Here is a 22,233-nt window from a genome sequence, read left to right as displayed (position 1 = left end):
CCCCCCGCACGCACGACAGGGAGAAGGCGCTGAACACCGACGCGACGCAGCAGGCCCCGGCCACCGGCTGGTGGACCGAGGCGGTCATCTACCAGGTCTATCCGCGCTCGTTCGCCGACTCCGACGGCGACGGCATCGGTGACCTGCCCGGCATCACGGCCCGGCTGGACCACCTCGCCGAGCTGGGGGTCGACGCGCTCTGGCTGTCCCCGTTCTATCCGTCGCCGCAGGCCGACGCCGGCTACGACGTGGCCGACTACCGCGACGTGGACCCGCTCTTCGGCACGCTCGCCGACGCCGACAAGCTGCTCACCGAGGCGAAGGCCCGCGGCCTGCGGGTGATCGTCGACCTGGTGCCCAACCACACCTCGTCGGCGCACCGCTGGTTCACCGCCGCGGTGGCGGCCGCGCCGGGCAGCCCGGAACGGCAGCGCTACGTCATCCGGGACGGCAAGGGGCCGGACGGCGCCGAACCGCCGAACGACTGGGAGAGCGTGTTCGGCGGACCGGCCTGGACCCGGCTGCCCGACGGGCAGTGGTACCTCCACCTCTTCGACTCCGGCCAGCCGGACCTCAACTGGGACAACCCCGAGGTGCGCGCCGAGTTCCTCGACGTCCTGCGCTTCTGGCTCGACCGGGGCGTGGACGGGTTCCGGGTGGACGTGGCGCACGGCCTGATCAAGCAGGCCGACCTGGCCGACTGGCAGGAGCCGCAGGAGATCCTCTCCGGCAACGAGGTGGACAAGCCGCGCCCGCCGATGTGGGACCAGGACGGCGTGCACGAGATCTACCGGGAGTGGCGGCGGCTGCTCGACTCGTACGCCGGGGAGCGGGTCCTGGTGGCCGAGGCGTGGGTGGAGCCGGCCGAGCGGCTGGCCCGTTACGTCCGGCCGGACGAGATGCACCAGGCGTTCAACTTCGAATACCTGCTCGCCGCCTGGACCGCGCCGGCCCAGTACGCGGTGATCACCCGCTCGCTGGAGGCCACCGACGCGGTCGGCGCGCCGACCACCTGGGTGCTGTCCAACCACGACGTGGTCCGGCACGCCTCCCGCCTCGGTTTGACCACCGCCGGCGGCCGGACGAACGGCATCGGCGTCGACGACCCGCAGCCGGACGCCGCGCTGGGCCTGCGCCGGGCCCGGGCGGCCAGCCTGCTGATGCTCGCGCTGCCCGGCTCCGCCTACCTCTACCAGGGCGAGGAGCTGGGGCTGCCGGAGCACACCACGCTGCCCGACGAGGCCCGGCAGGACCCGACCTGGGCCCGCAGCGGGCACACCCAGCGCGGCCGGGACGGCTGCCGGGTGCCGATCCCGTGGGAGGCCGACGCCCCCTCGTACGGCTTCGGGCCGACCGACGCGAGCTGGCTGCCCCAGCCGGCGGTCTGGGGCGAGTACGCGCTGGACCGGCAGCGCGACGTGCCCGGCTCGACGTACGAGCTGTACCGCACGGCGTTGCGGCTGCGCCGCGAGCACGCGCTCGCCCGAGGGCCGATGCGCTTCCTCTCCTCCGGCGACGAGGTGCTCACGTTCACCAACGGCGACGTAACCGTGCTAACCAACTTCGGCACGGCGGCGGTGCCGCTGCCGGACGGCGCGCGGGTGCTGGCCGCCAGCGCCCCCCTGGACGGCACGTCGGTCCCCACCGACGTCACCGTGTGGTGGNTAAGGAGGGGGCCCCGCTTAACGCTTTCTGCATAGGCGGGGGCCCCGCTTAACACCCACCTGTTAAGCGGGGCCCCCGCCTTCGGCTTCGAGGCGGGTGGCTCGGGTGTGCAGGAGCGCGTGCACCTGCGCGATGTCGCGGGGGGACGTGCGGGCGGCCCGCCAGTACATGATCCCGGTCGGCACGAAGAAGAGCTGGAACGCGGCCAGCCCGACGGCGTAGTTCAACGGCGGCGGGAAGGCCACCCGCAGCGCGGCGAACGCCACCCCGACCAGCCCGTTGCCGGCCGCCCGCCCGACACCGTTGACCAGGTTGCCGAGGCTGTAGACCGTGCCCCGGTGCTCGGGCGGGTTCACGTCGGCGATCAACGCGAACCAGTTGGGCGAGTTGGCCGAGGTGAGCGCCAGCGCGACCACGGCGGCCAGCAGGCTGAACCCGACCGTCGGCTCGGTCAGCACGCTGGTGAGGACCGCCGTCACCACCGCGCCGGTGCCGCCGCCGTCGGGCACGTCGATGCGCAGCGGCACGAAGAACAGGACCAGGTAGAACGGCACGGCCGCAAGGATGCCCACGGCCGCGACCAGGGCCCGGCCACTCGGGGTACGCCGTTGCAGCGCGTCACCGACCAACCCGCCCACGATGGAGAGCACACCACCGAGCTGGAACAGGGTGGCGAAGACGCTGCCCACCACCACGGCGGTGGCCGCCGAGTAGCCCTGCGCCTCGGCCCGCTGACTGAACAGCACCGGCAGCCACACCAGCGAGCCGAACGCGGCCTGGGCGGTGAGCCCCTGGAGGATCAGCCAGTGGTTGGTCCGCCGGGCCAGGATCCGGGGCAGGTCGGCGCGGCTGATCCGGTAGTCGTACTCGCCGCCGGCGTCCAGCGCCTCGGCCAGCTCCGGCTCGCTCTGCCCGCGCGCGATGTCGTAGGTGAACAGGTACGCCACGGTGGCGGCCAGCCCCACGCCGGTCAGCAGCAGGAACGGCCGCCGCCAGTCGGTCGCGCCGAGCAGCCCGCCGGCCAGCGTGCCGCCCAGCGTACCGACGCCCTGGGACAGACCCCAGAAGCTCATGACCAGGCCGCGCCGCCGCGGCGAGATCAGGTCGGTGACCACGGAGAAGCCGACCGAGCCCACCGCGCCCAGCCCGACCGCGGCGACGAGCTGGGCGACGAGGAACGACGGGTACCGCTCGGCGAGCGCGCTGCCGCCGGTGCCCGCCGCCCAGATCAGCGTGCCGACCATGAGCAGCGGCTTGCGGTTGGTGCGGTCGCCGACGTACGCCCAGCCGACCGCGGCCACCGCGCTGACCAGGAAGCTCACCGCGGTGACCAGGCCGAGCAACCGCTGGGGTACGCCGAGCGCGCCGGAGATCGGCCCGTACAGCGGTGGCACCAGGCCGATCGCCACGTTGTCCAGCGAGGCGAGCACGACGAAGACCACGACGCTGTAGAACCGGTGCGCCGCGTTCCCACGCCGAGAGACCCTCATCCCGGCAGCCAACCAGGCCAGCGCCCCGCCCGCAGCACGACCCCCGGCGCGTCGCCTGTTAAGAAGGGGCCCCTGCTATACCGGAGGCGTTAACAGGGGGCCCTTCCTTAGCCCCGGGCTTGGGTGTAGTGGTGGCGGATGGTGGGTACCGGCTCGGCGGTGTGTTCCTCGGTGGTGCCGATGGACCACTCCGGCGGGGTGTCGCCGCCCAGCGCCACCCAGGCGGCCTGCCGGGCGGCCCCGTCCGCGACGTACTCCCCGGGCGGCGGCGCCACCACCGGGCGGCCGAAGACCTGCGGCGCGATCCGCCGTACCGCCGCGGACCGGGCCCCGCCGCCGACCAGGATGATCCGGTCGGCGCGAGCGCCCTGCGCGAGCAGCGCGTCGAGGCCGTCGGCCAGCCCGCAGAGCAGCCCCTCGACGGCGGCCCGGGCCAGGTGGGCCGGCGTCGACGTGCCCAGCGTGAGGCCGTGCAGCGTGCCGGTGGCGTGCGGCCGGTTCGGCGTCCGCTCCCCCTCCAGGTAGGGCACCAGGACCAGCCCGCCGGCTCCGGGCGGCGCGGACAGGGCCAGCTCGCCGAGCGTGTCCAGGTCAACGCCGAGCAGCGTCGCGGCGGCGTCCAGCACCCGGGCCGCGTTCAGCGTGGCGACCAGCGGGAGGAACCGCCCGGTGGCGTCGGCGAAGCCGGCCACCGCGCCGCTCGCGTCGGCGGCCGGGGCGTCGGCGACCGCGAAGACGGTGCCGGAGGTGCCGATCGAGACGATCACGTCGCCGGGGCCGGCGCCGACGCCGAGGGCCGCGGCGGCGTTGTCCCCGGTGCCCGGACCGAGCAGCACCCCACCGGCGACGCCGGCCGCACCGGCACCGCCGGACCGGCCCGCACCGTCGGGCGCACCGGCGCCGTTGGGCCGGCCGGCACCGCCGGACGGGTTGGCGGCCGGACCGTCGCCGAGCGCCGCCGGGTCGAGCCGCCCGGCGGCCTCGGCCGGCCCGAGCACGACCGGCACCCGGAGCCGCCGGCCGAACGCCTGCTCCAGCAGGTCCAGCCGGTATTCCCCGGTGCGCGGCGACCAGTAGCCGGTGCCGCTGGCGTCGCCCCGGTCGGTACGCAGCGCGTCCAGACCGGGTGCGCCGGCCAGCTTCCAGGTCAGCCAGTCGTGCGGCAGGCAGACCGCGGCCACCCGGGCGGCGTTGGCCGGCTCGTGCCGGGCCAGCCAGCGCAGCTTGGTGGCGGTGAAGCTGGCCACCGGCACCGCGCCGGTGGCCTCGGCCCAGAACCGGCGGCCGGTCTCGCCGCCGCCGGCCTCCTCGATCAGCTCCTGGGCCGCGTCCGCGGAACGGGTGTCGTTCCACAGCAGCGCCGGGCGGACCACCTCTCCCGCCTCGTCCAGGCAGACCATGCCGTGCTGCTGGCCGCCGACCGAGACGGCGGCCACGTCGGCCAGCCCGCCGGCCTCGGCGACGGCCGCCCGCAGGGCGTCCCACCAGGCGTACGGGTCGACCTCGGTGCCGTCCGGGTGCGGCGCGCGGCCCTGGCGGACCAGCGCGCCGGTCTCCGCGTCCCGGATCACCACCTTGCACGACTGGGTCGACGAGTCGACCCCGGCGACGAGCGGCATGGCGGCCCGCCTCAGCGTGCGCCGAGCAGGTGCTCGACGGCGAGCTGGTTGAGCCGGACGAAGCCGAAGCCCTTCGCCCCGGCCGCCTCCGGGTCGAACTCCTCGAACGCGCTGCGGTCGGCGAGCAGTTCGGCGTAGCCCTCACCGGGGTTCAACGTCGGGGTGGACAGCTCGGCCACCCGGCTGGCGGCGAGCGCCTCGGCGACCTCCGGGTCGGCCCGGAACGCCGCGGCCCGCTCCTTGAGCAGCAGGTAGGTGCTCATGTTCGCCGCCGCCGACGCCCACACCCCGTCGATGTCCTCGGTGCGCGAGGGCTTGTAGTCGAAGTGCCGCGGGCCGTCGTACGCGGGGCCGCCGTCCGGGCCGCCGTGCTCCAGCAGGTCGACCAGGGCGAACGCGTTGAGCAGGTCGCCGTGGCCGAAGACCAGGTCCTGGTCGTACTTGATGCCGCGCTGGCCGTTGAGGTCGATGTGGAACAGCTTGCCCTGCCAGAGCGCCTGGGCGATGCCGTGGGCGAAGTTGAGCCCGGCCATCTGCTCGTGGCCGACCTCCGGGTTGAGCCCGACCATCTCCGGGCGGGCCAGGGTGGAGATGAACGCGATCGCGTGCCCGACGGTGGGGAGCAGGATGTCGCCCCGGGGCTCGTTCGGCTTCGGCTCGATGGCGAAGCGCAGGTCGTAGCCGGAGTCGACGACGTACTGGCAGAGCAGGTCGACGGCCTCGCGGTAGCGCTCCAGCGCCGCCCCGACGTTCTTGGACAGGTCGTACTCGGCGCCTTCCCGGCCACCCCACATGACGAACGTCTTCGCGCCCAGCTCGGCGGCGAGGTCGACGTTGCGCAGCACCTTGCGCAGCGCGTACCGGCGGACGTCGCGGTCGTTGCTGGTGAAGCCGCCGTCCTTGAACACCGGGTGGGTGAAGAGGTTGGTGGTGACCATCGGCACCACCATGCCGGTCTCGTCGAGGGCCTTGCGGAACCGGCTGAGCTGGGCGTCGCGGGTGGCCGCGTCCGCGCCGAACGGGACCAGGTCGTCGTCGTGGAACGTGATCCCGTACGCGCCGAGTTCGGCGAGCCGGTGCACCGCCTCGACGGCGTCCAGCTCGGGCCGGGTGGCGTCGCCGAACGGGTCGCGGGCGGTCCAGCCCACGGTCCAGAGACCGAAGGAGAACTTGTCCGCGGGGGTGGGGCGGGGTGCCATGGGGACCTCCGGGTGGTGGTGTCGTCCGCGATTTGTTCAGCGGTTGAATTAAATGGCGGCGGTGTGGCATTGTCAAGCGGTGACCAGCGCCAGCACCGTCGGTGCGGTCCGGCAGGGCAGCCTGCGCGAGTTGAACCTCGCGGTCGTGCTCCGGCGGATCGCGGCCGCCGAGCGACCACCCTCCCGGGCCGGGCTCGCCGCCGGCACCGGGCTGACCCGGGCCACCGTCTCCGCGGTCGTCGACGACCTGATCGCCGGGCGGCTGGTTGCCGAGGCGGAGCCGGCGCCGCGCACCGGGGCCGGCCGCCCGGCCCGCGGCCTGGTGCTCGCCGCCGACGGCCCGGCCGGGCTCGGCTTGGAGGTGAACGTCGACTACCTGGCGGCCTGCGTCGTCGACCTGACCGGCACGGTCCGGCACCACCTGGTCCGCCGCGCCGACCTGCGCCCGGTCTCCCCCACCGACGCGCTCACCCGGCTGGCCGCGCTCGCCGACGAGGCACGCGCCGCCGCCGTACGTGACGGGCTGACCCTGGCCGGCGCGGTGCTCGCCGTGCCGGGCCTGGTGGACGACGACGGCCTGGTCCGGCTCGCGCCGAACCTCGGCTGGCGGGACGTGGACGTGCCGGCGCTGCTCGCCGGGCATCCGCTCGCCGAGCCGGTCGACGGCGTGCCGGCGCTGGTGGTGGAGAACGAGGCCAACCTGGCCGCGCTCGGCGAGCTGTACGCCGGGCCGGCCGGCCCCCGCAGCTTCCTGCACGTCACCGGCGAGATCGGCATCGGCGCCGGCATCGTGCTGGACGGGTCGCTCTACCGGGGGACGCGCGGCTGGAGCGGCGAGATCGGCCACGTCCCGGTCCAGCCGCAGGGCCGGCCCTGCCGGTGCGGCGGCCAGGGCTGCCTGGAGCGGTACGCCGGTCAGGAGGCGATCCTGGCCGCCGCCGGGCTGCCCGGCGCGGAGCTGCCCGCCGACACCGCCGCCACCCGCCTCGCCGATTTGGCCGGGGCCGGTGACGCGGCCACGCTGTCCGCCCTGGCCGACGCCGGCACCGCGCTCGGGGTGGCGGTGGCCGGCGTGGTGAACCTGCTGGACCTGGACACCGTGGTGCTCGGCGGCGGATACGCCCCGCTCGCGCCCTGGTTGTGCCCGCCGGTGGTGGCGGAGATCTCCCGGCGGGTCCTCACCGCCGCCTGGTCACCGGTCACGGTGCGGCCGGCCGTGCTCGGGGCCCAGTCCGCCGCGGTCGGTGGGGCCACCTCGGTGGTCCGTCGCATCGTCGACCGGCCGACCGGCTGGCTGGCCCGCACCGGTTAGCGCAGGCCCCGCCGAACGCCTGGGCGATCGTGGTGCCCGATCGGTACGCTTGCCGCCTGGCAACCCGTCCGCCGATCGAGGAGTGCACCGACAGCATGCGCGCCGCTCGACCGACCGAAGCGCCCGGCCACCGGCGGTGACCGGCGCGCGCCGGGGTGGTGTCGCCGGGCCGGTCAGCGGCGGTGGACACGCCTGGAGGAAGCGACCCCGGCGGGTGGCCGGGGGCGCGCTGCCGGCCGACGAGGGGCTCGCCCGCGAGCTGCTGGACGGGCTGGCCGAGGCCATCGTGACCGTCGACCCGGCCGGCGTGGTGACCCTGGTCAACGCGATGGCGGCGGACCTCCTCCCCGAGCTGACGCCCGGCGTCGACCTGGCCGGATGTCGGGTGGCCGCGCTCGCCCAGGCGGCCCGGGAGGGCACCGAGGCGTTCGACACCGAGCATCACGGCCGGCGACTGCGTGGCACCCGGCGCGAGCTGGCCGGGGATCGCTGCGCCTGGTACGTGCGGGACGTGACGGAGGAGCGGGCCCGCACCGACGCGCTGCTCGCCGAGCGGTCCCGGACCGCCTTCCTCGCCCAGGCCGGCAGCCGGCTCGGCCTCTCCCTGCACCGGGAACAGACCCTGCGCGCCGCCGCGACACTGCCGGTGCCCTACCTGGCCGACGCCGCCGTGGTGGTGCACCGCCCGGCCCCGCCGGCCGAGGACGAACCGCACTGGATCCGGTACGCCGCCGACGACGCCGGCCCGGTCGCCGGGGTGGCCCGCTGGGGGACGGTCCAGTCGGTTCCCGGGCTGGTCGAGGCGCTCGACGGCGATCTCACCGAGCCCAGTCCCTGGCTCGACGCCGAGCTGGCCGACCTGGCCGAGGTGCTGCCGGCGGGGTTCGGCCGGCCGGGCACCGTGCTNGCCCGGCCGGTGCGCTGGTCCTGGCCCGCCGCACCGACCGGGCCGGCTTCGACCAGCGGGAGATCGCGCTGGCCCGGGAGTTCGCCGCGCGGGCGGGCGCGGCGCTGGCCGCTGCCGAGCTCTACGGTGAGCAGGCCCATCTGGCCCGGGTGCTGCAGAACAGCCTGCTGCCGCCGCGGTTGCCGAGACTGGCCGGGATGACGCTGGCCGGCGGCTACCGGGCCGCCGGTGACAGCCTGCGCATCGGCGGGGACTTCTACGACCTCTTCCCGACCCCGGACGGTGGTCTCTTCGCCCTCGGCGACGTCTGCGGCAAGGGGGTCGGCGCGGCCGTGCTGACCGGTCGGGTGCGCCAGTCGTTGCAGACCCTGCGCCTGGTCGAACAGCGTCCCCGCGAGTTGATGGCGTTGCTCAACCGGGCGCTGCTGGACGCTCCGGACGCGGCTCGCCGGGCCCAGTTCACCACGCTGCTGCTGGGCGCGCTGAGCCGGGAGCCGGACGGCGGGCTGCTGATTCGGGTGGCCGGCGGCGGGCATCCCGCGCCGATGGTCGTCCGCACCGACGGCCGGATCGAGGCGGTCCGGGTGGGCGGTATGCCGGTGGGCGCGCTGACCGGCGCGACGTTCGCCGAGGCCGAGGTGCGGCTCGCCCCGGGCGATGTGCTGCTGGCGTACACCGACGGGGTGACCGAGGCCCGGGGCGGTCCCACCGAGCCGACCATGTTCGGTGACGCCCGGCTGCGGCAGGCGCTCGCCTCCGGGGCCGGGCTCCCGCCGGCCGCGCTGGTCGACCGGGTGCTCCAGCTCGTCGACGAGTGGCTGGACGGGCAACCGCACGACGACATCGCCATGTTGGCCGTGACGACACCGTGAGCCCGGCCTGCCGGATCGGGCCGGAGACGCTCACCGCGTACCTCGATCACCTGGACCGGGCCGACCGGGCCGGCGCCGTGGCGCTGGCCCGGGGCCTGGTGGCCGACGGCTGCTCGATCGCGGACGTCCTGGTCGACCTGGTCGCCGTCGCCCAGCGGGAGATCGGCCGCCGCTGGCTCACCGGCTCCTGGAGCGTGGCCCAGGAGCACGCCGCGACGCACGTCAGCGAGGTCGTGGTGGACGCGCTCGGCGCCGCCGTCGGTACGCCGCGTCGCGGGCATGTGGTGATGGCCTGCGTCGAGGGCGAGTGGCACGCGCTGGCCGCCCGGATCGTCACCGAGGTGGTCCGGGCCTCCGGTTGGCGGGTGACGTTCCTGGGCGCCAGCGTGCCGGCCCGGCACCTGGTCTCCTACCTGCACCAGACCGGCCCGGACGCGGTGCTGCTGAGCTGTGTGCAGCCGAACCGGCTGGTCCGGGCGGCGCGGATGGTGGAGGCCAGCCGGACGGCCGGGGTGCCGGTGCTGGCCGGTGGCCCCGGCTTCGGCCCGGAGGGCCGGTGGGCCACGGCGATCGGCGCGGCGGCGTGGGGCGCCACGGCCCGGGACGCNCTGCCCGCCGGCGCGCACACCGGCCCGCCGCCGCCTCCGCCGGACGACGCCTACGTGGCGGTGCTGCACCGCCGCCGTGAACTGGTCCGGCTGGCGCTCGGCGCGGTGGATCCGCCGGCGGAGACCGCCGAAGACGTCGCGGCCGGCATCGCGCACCTGGTGGACGCGCTGGTGGCGGCCGTGCGGGTGGACGACGACCGGCTGCTGCTGGACTTCGTCGGATGGCAGGCGCAGGCGCTCACCGCCCGGGGCGGCCGGCTGCTGCTGGACGAGGTGCTCGCCACCCTGGAACGGGCCCTGACCGAGCATCCCCGGGTGGTGGCCCGGCTGCGGGCCGCCCGGTCCGTGGTCACGGCCGGCTGACCGCCCGCCGGCCGACGGGTTCCGCGCCGGCTCAGGCGGTGCGGGCCACCGGGGGTTCGTCGCGCTGCTGGTCGGTGGAGCGCTCGTCGTCGGGGCGCTGACCGCCGGGGCGCAACACCGGCCACCGCTCGGCCCCCGAGGCCCGCTCCCGGCGGCCGACCTCGTCGAACTCGCGCATCCCGCGCAGCAGCGCCGCCCGTCCCTCCGCGCTCATCCCGGCCAGGATCCGCGCCAGCCGGTGCCGCCGGTCGGCGCGCAGCTCGGCCAGGNCCCCCCGCCGGTCGTGGCGGCCCGGCTCGCGCTCCAGCATGCCGGCCGCCACCAACCGGTCGCAGAGCCGACTGGCGGAGGAGAGCAGCATGTCGGTCAATGTGGCGAGCCGACGGAGGTTGATCCCGTCGTGCTGCTCGACGACCATGACCGCGCGTAGCTGCGCTCCGGAGAGCCGGTCGGTGGTGCGCTCCCGAGCCGCTTCCCAGACGGCGAGCAGGGTCCCTGCCGCCTCGTCCAGGGCGGCGGACATACTCGCTTCGGGTCCCGGCGGAGCGTGCTCTTCGGTCATGGTGGCCCCGAGACTACTCCCCGGACCAGCCCGGCGACCTGTGCAAAGGAGCAAAGATGAGCGGACCGGAGGCTCGCGTGCGGCAGGCCGTGACGGACGCCCCGGCGGATCTCGTCGTGGACCGGCTCGCCGCCGAACTGCTGCGGACGTACGGGATCAGCCGCACCGAGCTGTACCAGGTGGACTATCGGCTCGCCGAGTTGCTGCCGCTGGACGGTGGTACGGCGATCACCGGCCCCGGCCACCCGGCCTGGCGCGCCTTCGACCACCAGGAGCCGGTGATCGCCGACGAGGACGGGTGGTTCCCGGTGGGGATGCGGGGCGAACGCCGGGGCGTACTCCGGGTGTCGCCGCTGCCCGCGGACCCGGCCGCCCGCCGGGAGCTGGCGGCCGTGGCCACCGTGCTCGGGCACGAGCTGGCCGCCGTCACGTCGACCACCGACGTCTACCTGACCGCGCGGCGCAGCCGGCGCCTCACCCTGGCCGCCGAGATGCAGTGGGACCTGCTGCCCGGACGCAGCCGGATCCGCCCGTCGTTCGGCCTGGCCGGTCAGCTCGAACCGGCGTACGCGGTGCGCGGGGACAGCTTCGACTGGTCCGACGACGGTGACCGGGTCTGGCTGGCGGTGCTCAACGGTTTCGGTGAGGGGGTGGCCGCGGCGCTGCTCACCTCGCTGGCCACCTACGCCCTGCGCAACGCGCGCCGGGCCGGGCTCGCCCTGCCCGACCAGGCGTCCCTGGCCGACCAGGCGATCTACGCGCAGCACCGGGGCACGCAGCACCTCTCCGTGCTGCTGCTGGAGCTGGACCTCGCCACCGGGGCGCTGAGCGCGGTCGACGCCGGCTCGCCGCGCCTGATCCGGCTGCGCGCTGGCGAGGTGGCCGAACAGGTGCTGGACCAGCAGTTCCCGCTCGGCATGTTCGAGGGCACCGACTACCGGGAGCAGCGGTTCCAACTGGCACGCGGGGACCGGCTCTTCGTGGTCAGCGACGGGGTCCTCGACGCCACCGCCGAGCAGGTCCGATACGGCGAGGCGGCGTTGGACCGCTTCCTGCGCCGCACCGGCCCGCTGGCACCGCTGGACGCGGTCCGGTCGCTGATCGGCGACCTGCGGGCGTTCGTCGCCGGTGACCTGGTGGACGACGCGGTGGTGGTCTGCCTGGACTGGACCGGCCCGCAGCCGTGACGGCCCGGGTCAGTACGCGCCGCGGCTGTTGACCACCGCGCCGAACGTCTTCCAGAGGATGGTCAGGTCGGCCGCGAGCGACCAGTTCTCCACGTAGTAGAGGTCGAGCCGGATGCCGTCCTCCCAGCTCAGGTCGGACCGGCCGCTCACCTGCCAGAGGCCGGTCATGCCGGGCTTGACCAGCAGCCGGCGGGCCACGTCGCCGTCGTAGCGGGCCACCTCGGAGGGCAGCGGCGGGCGCGGGCCGACCAGGCTCATGTGACCGAACAGCACGTTGGCGAGCTGGGGCAGCTCGTCCAGCGACCACTTGCGCAGCATCCGGCCCATCCGGGTGACCCGGGGGTCGTCGCGCATCTTGAACATCAGGCCGTCGGTCTCGTTCCGCGCGGCCAGCTCGGCGAGCAGGGCGTCGGCGTTGACCACCATGGTGCGGAACTTGAAGACGCCGAACTCCTCGCCGCCCTGGCCGACCCGGGTCTGGCGGAACAGGACCGGGCCGCGGCTGTCCAGCTTGATGGCGAGCGCGATGAACGCCAGCACCGGCGACAGCAGGAGCAGGGCGATCAGCGAGAGTGACCGGTCGACGAAGCCCTTGACCAGCTTGCGGGCGCCGCGGAACTCGGGCGCCTCGACGTGGATCAGCGGCAGGCCGGCGACCGGGCGGGTGTGGATGCGCGGGCCGGCCACGTCGGTCAGCGCCGGCGCCACCACCAGGTCGACCCCGGTGCCCTCCAGTTGCCAGCCCAGGCGGCGCAGCCGGGTCGCGGTCAGCTCGCCGGAGGCGGTGACCGCCACCGTGTCCGCGCCGATCGCGGTGGCCGCCTCGGGGATGCCCCGGAACGACCCGACCACCGGCACGTCGCCGAGGCGCTGCGGCACCGGGGCGAGCAGCGCGTCGGGGATGCAGGCGCCGACCACCTGGTAACCGGCGTACGGCTCCCGGCGCAGGGTGTGCACCAGCTCCAACACGTGCGCGGTGTCACCGACGACCAGCACCTTGCGGGACCATCCGGCGCCGTGGTCGCGGGCGCGGTGCAGCCGCTTGCGGGCGGCGAAGCGGGCCACCTCCAGGCCGAGCGTGCCGACCGCGAAGGAGATGGCCAGGAAGCCCCGGGAGACGCCGACGTCGGCGATGTAGCCGGCGATGGCGATGCCGCCGGCCAGTCGCAGGCTCGCCGCGCTGACCCGGCGGTATTCGTCCGCGCCGTAGCCGAGCACCTGGTCGTCGTAGCAGCGCATGGCCTTCAGCGACACCAGCCAGACCAGCAGGAGCACCGGGGCGACCACCACGTAGGGGATCTGGGAGCCGCTGGGTTCCTCGTCACCGAACCGGGCCAGGTAGCCCACCAGGATGGCCACCGCCAGCACGGCGGTGTCGAGCACCACCAGGACCCGGATGTAGGCCCGCTCCGCGGCTCGCGTCGTCGCGCCCGGGCGTTCCTGCCCGGGCCGCGACGTCCTGGCGGGGGTCAACAGCGTCGCCGAACGCACCGGCCCTCCCCACTCCACTCAGGACCGCCCCGTCCCCGCCCGGCCCCGGCGAGGGGACCTGCGGTCGAGACACCCCGGCCATCATGCCAAAACAATTATCGTTACCGATTGATTCGGACACATTACCGTCAGTTCGCTTCCCGTGTCTTGACCGGGAAGCCTTCCGCCGTACCGGCTTTCCGGCACGGCGGAAGGCTATCGCTGAGTGGCGGGTCAGCGAGGGGCGGGCGGGCGCAGCGCGATCGCCTGCAGGAAGATCTCACCGATCTTGCTCGGGTCGGTGGTCACGAACGCGCCACCACCGGTGACGTCCGTGATGGACTTGAGCTCGGCCCGGTTCACCTCGGTGCCGATGCCGATGATGATGACCTGCACCGGCTGCTCGTCGTCGCGGATCTTCTTGAGCTGCGTCAGCAGCTCCTTCTGCGAGATGCCGTCGTTGTCCTCGTTCTTGCCGTCGGTGAAGAGCACGATCGAGTTGACCTTGCCCGGCTCCCAGTCCTGCTGGACCTTCTGGTACGCCGCGAGCATCGTGTCGTACAGGCCGGTGTTGCCGTTGGAGGGCCGAATCGAGGCCAGGCCGCGCTGCAGGGCGCCCCGGTTGCTCGACAGCGGCCGGATCCCGACCAGCTCGCGCCAGTCCTGCGCGCCCTGGAGGTTGGTGGAGAACGTCCACAGGCCGATCGACCACGAGTCGTCGAAGAGCCCGAGGCCCTGGCCCGCGGCCGCCACGGTGACCTGCTCGCGGCTGGCGCCGTTGGCGGTGGCCACCGGCTTCTTCATCGAACCGGAGACGTCGACGACGCAGAGCATCCGACCCGACTGGGTGGCCACCGACCAGGTGGTGGTGGCCGTCGAGATGGCGACCGGGTCCAGGTCGGCCGCGCCGCCCTGACCCGAGGGCGGTGCGGCGTCCGCGCCGCCGTTCGCCGGGCTGGGCGCGCCCGTCGGCGCCTGGAAGCCACGGCCCCAGTTGCCGTCCGGCGCACGCAGCGACTGCTCGGCGAGCCGGTCCTTGAAGTCGTCGGAACGCAGCGCCTCGAAGAGCACCCGCGCGGCCGACGCCTTGCTCGGCTCGATGCCGGGCAGCACCGCGAACGGATAGTCCAGCGGGATCGGCACCGGGTCCAGGTAGAGCGCCGCCAGCTTGATCGGCGGCTTCGTGTTGTTGTACGCGATCACGTCCTCCTCGGACAGCGCCGCCGCGCCNCCCCGATCATGGCCTCCTGGGCCTTCGGGGAGCCGGCCTCACCGGTGGAACTGGCGGCCGCGGTCAGCGACAGCAGACCGGACAGGCCGGCCGCGTCCTGGGTCGGCTCGACGATCCCGGCCCGCAGCGGCTTGCTGGAGGTCACCTGGCCGAGCAGGTCGGACCAGTGCAGCTTCTTGTCCGGCCAGCCGATCCGCGCGGCCACCGGCTCGGGCAGCGCGACGACCACCGGGCTGCGCGCGATGGAGGCGCCGTTGGCCGGCGCGAAGGCGCTGGCGCCGCCGCTCTTGAGCCGGACCAGCCAGGTGGAGGAGTCGGGCACCCAGACGTCCGGGGTGACCGCGGTGCCGCTGGCCTGTCCGACGCCGGCCAGCGTGGCACCGTGCTTGCTGGCCACCGCCGCGGCCACGTCGACCGACTCGGCCGAGGAGACGGTCACGGCGATGCAGGTGTCGCCGACCCGCGCACCGTTGGCGACCCACTCGTCGGCGGCGTCGCGCACCGCCGGGGCGATCTCCGGGGCCGCCGCCACCGACAGCTCGGTCCGGCCCGAACAGTTCGGGCCGGCCAACTGTTGGTACCCGAACCAGGAGCCGGCTACGACGGCGACGAGCGCGGTCGCCGCCGCGGCGGCACCTAACCCTCGGAGGTGGGAACGCATGCGATGGCGGCCAGACACGGTGACCATCTTGCGTACCTCGTGGGGTTACCGCCACAACCGTTCGGACGAAAGTTACGCAGCAGAAACAGTTGATCAGCTAATTCATACGCTGAGTCAGGGAACAGTGACCTAGAATCGCGCTCCGCCCCGTCACACCAGCACACACGTCGGGCTCGCCACCGGCACCGGCTCCCCCACCGGCTCCGGCACCCCGGTGGTCGGGTCCACCCGGAAGATCGTGATCAGGTCGGCCCGCTCGTCGGCGACGTACAGATGCTCGCCGGTCAGCACGAAGTGCCGCGGCCACCCGCCGCCGGTGTCGACCTCGGCCACCAGCTCCGGCGCGGCGCCGGCCAGGGCGAAGACGGCCACCGTGCCCACGCCCCGGTTGCCCACGTAGAGGAAGCGCCCGTCGGGACCGACGGCCACCTCGGAAGGCTGGACGTGACCGGTCCGGCCGCTGGCCTCCACCCGGACCCGCTGGCGCGGGCCGTCCGGCGTCAGGTCGTACCCGGTGACCGAGGCGTCCAGCTCACCGACCAGCCAACACCGCCGCCCGTCCGGGTGCCGGGCCAGGTGCCGGGGGCCGGTGCCGGCCGGCGTCCGCAGCCGGGGTTCCCGGGGCGCCAACCGCCCCGGGCCGGCGTCGAGGTCGTACCGGTGCACCGAGTCGGTGCCCAGGTCGACCACGAGCAGCGGCCCGCCGTCGGGGTCGGGCGAGACCATGTGGCAGTGCGGCCCCTCCTGACGATCGGGCACGACACCGTGCCCCTCGTGCCGGACCAGGTCGGAGCGCTCCCCCGGCACGCCGTCGGCGTCCAGCGGGAAGACCGCCACGCTGCCGCCGCCGTAGTTCGCCACGAACAGGTGCCGCCCGTCCGGCGCGACCGCGAGGTGGCACGGCTCGGCCCCGCCCGTCGGGCGTACGCCCAGCGGCGTGAGGTCGCCGCCCGGCGCCACCCGGAAGGCGCTGAGCCCGCCCTCGGGCAGCTCGTTGACGGCGTACAGCACCGGCAGCACCGGGTGTCGGACGAGGAACGACGGCGACGGGGTGACCGCCACGGTGCCGAGCGGGGTCAACGCCCCGGACGCCGGGTCACGCCGCGCCGCGACGATCCCCTGCGCGCGTCCACCCGTCTCCGCCGTGTAGCCGCCGATGTGGACGATCTGGTCCTGCCCGCTCACCGTTCCCACCCTCCGCCGTGTCCTGCCGCGATCCAACCAGGCTTCCCGGAGAAGCGCCCGGTCAGTCGTCCCGGACCGCCGGAATCCGCGTCGACGACGTCAGCCCACCGGCACCGGCTCGCCGCGCTTGCGGGCCACGTGCTCGACCAGCGAGATCAGCACCAACTTGCCGGACTGCCGGTCCCGGGCGTCGCAGAGCACCAGCGGGACGTCCGGGTCGAGGTCCAGCGCGTCGCGGACCGCCTCCAGCCCGAACCGGCGGGAGCCGTCGAAGCAGTTCACCCCCACCACGAACGGGATGCCCCGCTGCTCGAAGTAGTCGATCGAGGGGAAGCAGTCGGCCAGCCGGCGGGTGTCGGCGAGGACCACCGCGCCGAGCGCGCCGAAGGCCAGCTCGTCCCAGAGGAACCAGAACCGGTCCTGGCCCGGCGTGCCGAACAGATAGACCTGGAGGTCGTCGTTGATGGTGATCCGACCGAAGTCCATCGCCACCGTGGTGGTCGACTTCTGCTCCACGCCGGAGACGTCGTCGGTGCCGAGACCGGCCCCGGTCAGCACCTCCTCCGTCTGCAACGGTCGGACCTCGCTCAACGCGCTGACCAGCGTGGTCTTGCCGGCGCCGAAGCCACCCGCGATGAGGATCTTCAGGGCCAGCGGCACCCGCGGCGCGGCCGGCTCCCGGTCAGAGCGCACGGAGTCCATTGACCACCGCCTTGAGGATGTTGTCGTCGGGCAGGTAAGCGGTGGCCGGAGGTCGGTGCACCGCGACGAAACCATGGGCGAGGAGGTCGCCGAGCAGCACCCGGACCACACCGACGGCGAGGTCCAGGTCGGCGGCGAGGTCGGCGACGGCCTTCGGCCGCCGGGCCAGCTCGACCAGGCGGCGATGCTCCGGCTGGAGACCGGGCGCGCCGGCCGGCTGCGCCACCGTCGTGGCCAGCACGAACGCCAGCAGGTCGAAACCGTCCACCGGCGGCCGCACCCGCCCGCCGGTGAGCGTGTACGGACGGACCACGGGGCCGGCGTCGGCGTCCAGCCACTCGTGCTGGGGACCCGGCGACTCAGCCCGCATCGGTCGGTTCCCCCACTGTCCGGGCCGGCGCGGCCAGGTTCTCGCCGACGCGGATCACCAGCATCGCCATCTCGTACGCGACCAGGCCGATGTCCGCGTCCGCGTCGCTCGCCACCGCCAGGCAGGCACCCTGCCCGGCGGCCGTGACGAACAGGTACGCCGACTCCATCTCCACCACCGTCTGACGGACCGCGCCCCCACCCAGGTGCCGGGTGGCCCCCTTGGCCAGGCCGGAGAAGCCGGACGCCAGCGCGCAGAGGTGCTCCGCGTCGGTGCGGTCCTGGTCGGCGGAGGCACCGAGCAGGAGCCCGTCCGCCGACAGGACCACGGCGCGGCGGGCGCCGGGCACCCGCTCCACCAGGTCGTCGAGCAGCCAGTCGAGATCGGCGTTCTGCCGCGTCGTGTGCACCACTAGGCGTCCCTCTCAGTCGCGGTTCGATGGTCCGGCGCCGGCGGGGAGGGCGGCGTGGCCGGCTCCGGCGCGGTGGACGGCGTACCGGTGTCGCCCGGCACGACGGTGGACGTGTCCGGCCCGGCGTCCCGGATCCGCACGAGCGCCGGGCCGGCGGAGCCGCGCGCGCCGTCCTGACGCCCACGCGCGGTGCCGGCCTGCAACGCGGACATGGTCCGGCGGGCCTCCTCCGGCGAGCGGTGGGGCGGGGTGTCGGTGGCCGTGCGGCGGACGGCCGGGGTGTCGGCGACCGTGCGGGGNNNNTGCCGCCGCACCCGGCGGGGCAGGCCGTCGCCGTCGGCGGGCGGTTCCACGGCGGAGGGCCGGGTCACCGGCAACGGGACCACGGTGGGCTCGGGGCGGTCCCGGCCGGGCCGGGCGGTCCGTCCGCGCGGGACGGTGGTCAGCCGGGTCACCTTCGCCATCCGCCGCCGGTCCGGCCCGGCGGGGGCGGCGTCCGGGCCGACCGGCGGCTCGCCGGTGATCAGATCCGCCGGTACGAACACCGCGGCGGTCGTTCCGGCCGGCCGGGCCGGTCGCAGCTCCACCCGGACGCCGTGCCGCGCGGCCAGCCGGGCCACCACGAACAGGCCCAGCCGGGCGCTGTCGGCCGGGTCGAACTCCGGCGGGGCGGCCAGTTTCCGGTTGGCCGCCGCCATGGCCGGCGGGGACATGCCGAGCCCACGGTCGGTGATCTCGATGGTGTAGCCGCCCGGGACGCCGTGGCCGGTGACGTCCACCCGGGTGCCGGGCGGAGAATACGCGGTCGCGTTCTCGATCAGCTCGGCGAGCAGGTGGATGACGTCGCCGACGGACCGGCCGAGCACCCCGGCCGGCTGCACCTCCCCCACGTCGACCCGGTCGTACGCCTCGACCTCGGAGATGGCACCGCGCATCACGTCCACCGCGGCGACCGGCCGCCGCCAGCCCCGCCCGGGCGCGGCGCCGGCCAGGATGACCAGGTCCTCGGCGTGCCGGCGGAGCCGGGTGGCGAGGNCCGGTCCAGCAACGCCAACTGGCGGTGCACCAGGCCCTGGCTGCGTCGGGCGAGATTCAGGATCACCTCGTGGAAGCCGCGGCGCAGCGTCACCTCGTCGACGGCGGCCCGCACGGCGGTACGGCGCACCTCGTTGAAGGCGCGCGCCACCTCCCCGATCTCGTCACCGCCGTGGTCCATCTCGGGGGCCTCGCGGGCCACGTCGACCTCCTCGCCGCGACGCAGCCGGGCGACCACGTCGGGCAGCCGCTGCTCGGCCATCTCGGTGGCGGCGGTGCGCACACCGGTCAGCCGCTGCGCCAGCGACCGGCCGACCCGCAGTGCCACCAGCACACAGGCCACGACGGCGACGAGGCCGAGCAGCCCGGCGGCGGCGAGCTGCACCAGGATGCGCACCGCCATCGGCACCGACCGCTCGGTGAGGCTGTCCGCGCCGCGCAGCTCGAAGTCCCGCAGGCCCTGCCAGACCTGAGCGTGGCTGGCCTCCCAGGCCCGCACGTCGAACCGGTCGGGCAGGGCGTCGGAGCGGATCAGGGCGTCCTGCAGGGCGCGCAGGCGCAGGAATTCGGCGCCCTCGGTCAGCCGCTGGTAGCCGGCCCGCTCGTCGGGCGGCAGGTCGGCGACCGCGGTCTCGGCCAGGAACCGCTGGTTCTCGACGGTACGCACCAACTGCTCGTGCTCGCCGTCGGCGTACCGGCCGGCGATGACCGCGCCGGACAGCAACGCGTCGGCCTGCCCGAGCAGCTCACGGGAGCGACCCAGCGCGGTGAGCGCGGACGCCTCGCGGTTGAGGTGGGCGTCGGGCAGCGTGGCCATCGCGGAGAACGCCTGGAAGGCCGACCCGATCATCCCGCTGAACAGGCCGACCGCGCCGGCCCGGTCCACCTTCCGGTCGTCGATGAAGACCCGCCCCGCGGGCAGCGCGTCGAGCGCCGAACCGAGCTGGTCGAGCCGGACGTCGAGCTGGTCGTCGGCCGCGTCGCGCAGATCCTCGCCGTCGATCCGGCGGCGCAGCTCCGCGACGGCCCGGTCGGTGCGGGCGCGTTGCCCGGCCAGCTCCGGCAGGGTGCCCTCGCCGGCGAGCTGGACCACCGAGAGCCGCCGTTCCCGTTGCAGCTCGGCGACCACGCTCTCGCCCGGCCGGCCCAGGTCGTAGAGGAGGGTACGCGCGGCGAGCAGGTCGAGGGCGGGCCCGAAGGTGAGCGTGGTGGCGAAGATCCACAGTGCCAGCAGCCCGGTCACCGGGCCGATGACCAGCGCGGTCAGCTTGGCGCGGATCGGCCAGTCACGGGTGTTCAATCAGACCTCGCCCGGGAAGGTGTCGCGGAGTGGCGCCGGCAGCGGTCGTCGACGTCGGCGGCCGCGACGCCGGGCCCCGACCCGGACGCCTTGGGCAGGATACGTAATCCCCGGCGGATGCACTACCGGCCGTCTCGCCGTTCACTACGGTCCGAGACGGTCTTGGCAGCAGCCGGCGGGCGCCGGGATCCCGTCGGAAGGTCAGGTCCGGATCGGGGCCGCTTTTCCGGCCCGACCGGGAAAGTCGCCCGGAACGGGATTGGCGATCACCTGCGTGAGGGAATACCAGCGGGCGAAGGAGGAGCCATGTCGCCCACCCAGGTAGTCGTCATCGTCATCGTCGTCCTCGTGGTCGCCGCGCTCGTCGCGTTCGCCGTGGTGGCAAACCGCCGCCGGGCCCTGCGGCAGCGTTTCGGCCCGGAGTACGACCGCGTCGTCGCCGAGCAGGACAGCCGCGGCGCCGCCGAACGCGAGCTGCGCGAGCGCGAGCGCCGGCACGCCGAGCTGGAGCTGACCCCGCTCAGCGCGGAGTCCCGGGCCCGCTACGCCGCCGCCTGGGAGGAGGTCCAGGTGCGCTTCGTCGACTCGCCGTCGGAGGCCGTCGGCGACGCCGACGAGCTGGTCAGCCGCCTGATCGCCGAGCGCGGATACCCCACCGGGGACTTCTCGGACCAGATCGCCCACCTCTCCGTCGAGCACGCCCGCACGCTGACCCACTACCGCGACGCCCACGAGATCCGGCAGCGCAACGAGCGCGGCGAGGCCGCCACCGAGGACCTCCGGCAGGCACTGGTGCACTACCGGGCCCTCTTCGCCGACCTGCTCGGCGAGGACCCGGTCGGCCAGCAGCCGCCGGCGCAGCGCCACCCCGACCACGAGCACGACGTCACGAGCCGCTGAGGAGGCCGCCGCCATGCGCCAGGAAGAGCAGCAGGTCACGTCCGACCACCCCGAGGCCGTACGGTCCGCGCCGGTGCCGGTCCCGCCGCCGGGCGACCACGCCGGCGCCGACCGGACCAGCCGCGCCGACCGCGCCGACCGGGCCGAGGTGCCCGAGGATGCGCTCGACGACCGGGGCACCTTCGACGACCCGGCCGTGTCCGACACGCGCCGCGACGCGGAGCCCGATCAGACCCGGGCGTACGACGCCGGGGAACTACGCGACGCGGCCGACCGGTCGGACGACACCGGGGACGACGGGCGGCCCGAGTTCCACAAGCCGGCACCGCTGCCGACGGCGTTCGGCGCGACCACGGTGGGTGACGCGGTGGCCGCCTCGGCGCTGGCGGGCGGCCGTCCGCGGGACGAACGGGACGCGCGGGACGAGGACACCGCCGTACCGGGCGACGGCGCGCCCGGACGCACCGACCGACTGGACGACGAGCGGGCCGACCCGACCGCCGGCGACCGGCTGCACGACCGGGACCGCTGGGCGGCCGAGCACGCCGACGGGGGCCGGGACGCCGTACCGGCCGACGGCGTGTTCCGGGACGACGCACCGGGCGACGGCGTGCGCCGGGACGACGCGGCGGCCGACGGCGCGGTCGGGTACGGCAGCGCGGAGCCAGGTCTGGTCGACCCCGACGCCGAGCCGGTCCCCGGTGAGGTCGGACGGCACCGGGGCACGGTCGATCCGGACACCGCCACCGCGGCGGCGAGCGCGGCCGGCGCCGGCGCGGGTGCTGCCGGCGCGAGCGCGGGTGCGGCCAGTGCGGGCGCGGGCGCGGCCAGTGCGGGCTCCGGCGCTGCCGGCGGGACGCTGGCCGGCGCGGACCGGCCCACCCCCGGCGCGGTGCCGGCCGACGCGGCGACGCTGTTCGACCCGGCCGCCGCCCAGGGCTTCCGGGACCGCTGGCGCGACGTCCAGCTTCGTTTCGTGGACGACCCGAAGGCCGCGGTCGGCCAGGCGGAGTCGCTGGTGGAGGAGGCGATCGAGGCGCTCTCCACGGCGCTGCGGGAGCAGCGCGGTCGACTCGGCGCCTGGCAGGAGTCCGGCTCGTCCGACACCGAGCAGCTCCGGGTGGCCGTGCGCGGCTACCGCGACTTCCTGGACCGCGTCCTCGGCCGCTGACACCCGACACCT

The 22,233-nt window shown here is 75.0% G+C and carries 16 protein-coding genes and 2 pseudogenes; 7 read left to right on the top strand and 11 right to left on the bottom strand.

Features of this window, described 5'->3' with window-relative positions; all coding sequences use genetic code 11:
- Nucleotides 1–29 precede the first annotated feature (29 nt).
- A complete protein-coding gene (locus B1205_RS28805; protein WP_089158473.1) occupies nucleotides 30–1,700 on the top strand; it encodes a glycoside hydrolase family 13 protein in 1,671 nt (556 codons plus the stop codon).
- Between the two features lie 27 nt (nucleotides 1,701–1,727).
- Here the strand turns inward: B1205_RS28805 and B1205_RS28800 are convergent, their stop codons facing one another.
- The 3 genes from B1205_RS28800 to xylA form a co-directional block, all read right to left on the bottom strand.
- A complete protein-coding gene (locus B1205_RS28800; protein WP_089158466.1) occupies nucleotides 1,728–3,155 on the bottom strand; it encodes an MFS transporter in 1,428 nt (475 codons plus the stop codon).
- A 107-nt stretch (nucleotides 3,156–3,262) separates the two neighbouring features.
- Entirely contained in the window at nucleotides 3,263–4,774 is a 1,512-nt protein-coding gene (locus B1205_RS28795; protein ID WP_089158465.1) for a xylulokinase, read from the bottom strand.
- Between the two features lie 11 nt (nucleotides 4,775–4,785).
- Nucleotides 4,786–5,973 (bottom strand): xylose isomerase, encoded by a 1,188-nt coding sequence (gene xylA, locus B1205_RS28790; RefSeq protein WP_089158464.1) that lies wholly within the window; start codon nucleotides 5,971–5,973, stop codon nucleotides 4,786–4,788.
- A gap of 52 nt (nucleotides 5,974–6,025) precedes the next feature.
- On the opposite strand from xylA, the gene B1205_RS28785 reads away from it, so the two are divergent.
- From B1205_RS28785 to B1205_RS28775, 3 genes are all read left to right on the top strand, one after another.
- Entirely contained in the window at nucleotides 6,026–7,285 is a 1,260-nt protein-coding gene (locus B1205_RS28785) for an ROK family protein (RefSeq protein ID WP_089158463.1), read from the top strand.
- Between the two features lie 1,056 nt (nucleotides 7,286–8,341).
- Entirely contained in the window at nucleotides 8,342–9,064 is a 723-nt protein-coding gene (locus B1205_RS32660; RefSeq protein WP_254910288.1) for a PP2C family protein-serine/threonine phosphatase, read from the top strand.
- Nucleotides 9,007–10,035, top strand: a complete 1,029-nt coding sequence (locus tag B1205_RS28775; RefSeq protein WP_441338591.1) for a cobalamin B12-binding domain-containing protein — start codon at nucleotides 9,007–9,009, stop codon at nucleotides 10,033–10,035. Before B1205_RS32660 ends, B1205_RS28775 begins: the two co-directional genes overlap by 58 nt.
- 31 nt (nucleotides 10,036–10,066) lie before the next feature.
- On the opposite strand, the gene B1205_RS28770 is transcribed toward B1205_RS28775, so the two are convergent.
- Nucleotides 10,067–10,453 (bottom strand): MarR family transcriptional regulator, encoded by a 387-nt coding sequence (locus B1205_RS28770; RefSeq protein WP_441338594.1) that lies wholly within the window; start codon nucleotides 10,451–10,453, stop codon nucleotides 10,067–10,069.
- Nucleotides 10,454–10,653: 200 nt separating this feature from the next.
- Between B1205_RS28770 and B1205_RS28765 the strand changes: the two genes are divergently transcribed.
- Nucleotides 10,654–11,784: a PP2C family protein-serine/threonine phosphatase gene (locus B1205_RS28765; protein WP_089158460.1), complete on the top strand. Its 1,131-nt coding sequence runs from the start codon at nucleotides 10,654–10,656 to the stop codon at nucleotides 11,782–11,784.
- 9 nt (nucleotides 11,785–11,793) lie between these two features.
- Here B1205_RS28765 and B1205_RS28760 read toward each other — a convergent pair whose 3' ends face one another.
- The 7 genes and pseudogenes from B1205_RS28760 to B1205_RS28730 all read right to left on the bottom strand — a co-directional run bounded on the left by B1205_RS28760 (nucleotide 11,794) and on the right by B1205_RS28730 (nucleotide 20,150).
- Nucleotides 11,794–13,275 (bottom strand): sugar transferase, encoded by a 1,482-nt coding sequence (locus B1205_RS28760; RefSeq protein ID WP_089158459.1) that lies wholly within the window; start codon nucleotides 13,273–13,275, stop codon nucleotides 11,794–11,796.
- Nucleotides 13,276–13,488: 213 nt separating this feature from the next.
- Nucleotides 13,489–15,146, bottom strand: a pseudogene (locus B1205_RS28755) (substrate-binding and VWA domain-containing protein).
- A 150-nt stretch (nucleotides 15,147–15,296) separates the two neighbouring features.
- Nucleotides 15,297–16,331: a lactonase family protein gene (locus B1205_RS28750; RefSeq protein ID WP_176308859.1), complete on the bottom strand. Its 1,035-nt coding sequence runs from the start codon at nucleotides 16,329–16,331 to the stop codon at nucleotides 15,297–15,299.
- A gap of 99 nt (nucleotides 16,332–16,430) precedes the next feature.
- Nucleotides 16,431–17,033 (bottom strand): GTP-binding protein, encoded by a 603-nt coding sequence (locus tag B1205_RS28745; RefSeq protein WP_089158457.1) that lies wholly within the window; start codon nucleotides 17,031–17,033, stop codon nucleotides 16,431–16,433.
- A complete protein-coding gene (locus B1205_RS28740) occupies nucleotides 17,014–17,403 on the bottom strand; it encodes a DUF742 domain-containing protein (protein ID WP_089158456.1) in 390 nt (129 codons plus the stop codon). The genes B1205_RS28745 and B1205_RS28740 overlap by 20 nt, the downstream gene beginning before the upstream one ends.
- On the bottom strand, nucleotides 17,393–17,815 hold the full coding sequence (locus B1205_RS28735; RefSeq protein WP_089158455.1) for a roadblock/LC7 domain-containing protein: 423 nt from the start codon (nucleotides 17,813–17,815) through the stop codon (nucleotides 17,393–17,395). Before B1205_RS28735 ends, B1205_RS28740 begins: the two co-directional genes overlap by 11 nt.
- Nucleotides 17,815–20,150 (bottom strand): annotated as a pseudogene (locus tag B1205_RS28730) (nitrate- and nitrite sensing domain-containing protein). The gene B1205_RS28735 and the pseudogene B1205_RS28730 overlap by 1 nt, the downstream one beginning before the upstream one ends.
- 306 nt (nucleotides 20,151–20,456) lie before the next feature.
- Between B1205_RS28730 and B1205_RS28725 the strand changes: the two are divergent.
- Both B1205_RS28725 and B1205_RS28720 read left to right on the top strand, forming a co-directional pair.
- The gene (locus B1205_RS28725) at nucleotides 20,457–21,050 is read left to right on the top strand and encodes a hypothetical protein (RefSeq protein WP_089158454.1); all 594 of its coding nucleotides are present in this window, start codon (nucleotides 20,457–20,459) and stop codon (nucleotides 21,048–21,050) included.
- 13 nt (nucleotides 21,051–21,063) lie between these two features.
- Nucleotides 21,064–22,221, top strand: a complete 1,158-nt coding sequence (locus B1205_RS28720) for a hypothetical protein (RefSeq protein ID WP_089158453.1) — start codon at nucleotides 21,064–21,066, stop codon at nucleotides 22,219–22,221.
- Nucleotides 22,222–22,233 lie beyond the last annotated feature (12 nt).

The sequence above is a fragment of the Micromonospora sp. NBS 11-29 genome, assembly GCF_002140155.1.
GTDB lineage: Bacteria > Actinomycetota > Actinomycetes > Mycobacteriales > Micromonosporaceae > Micromonospora.
Note: the sequence above shows the minus strand (reverse complement) of the source record. Positions and strands in the feature narration are given on the sequence as shown.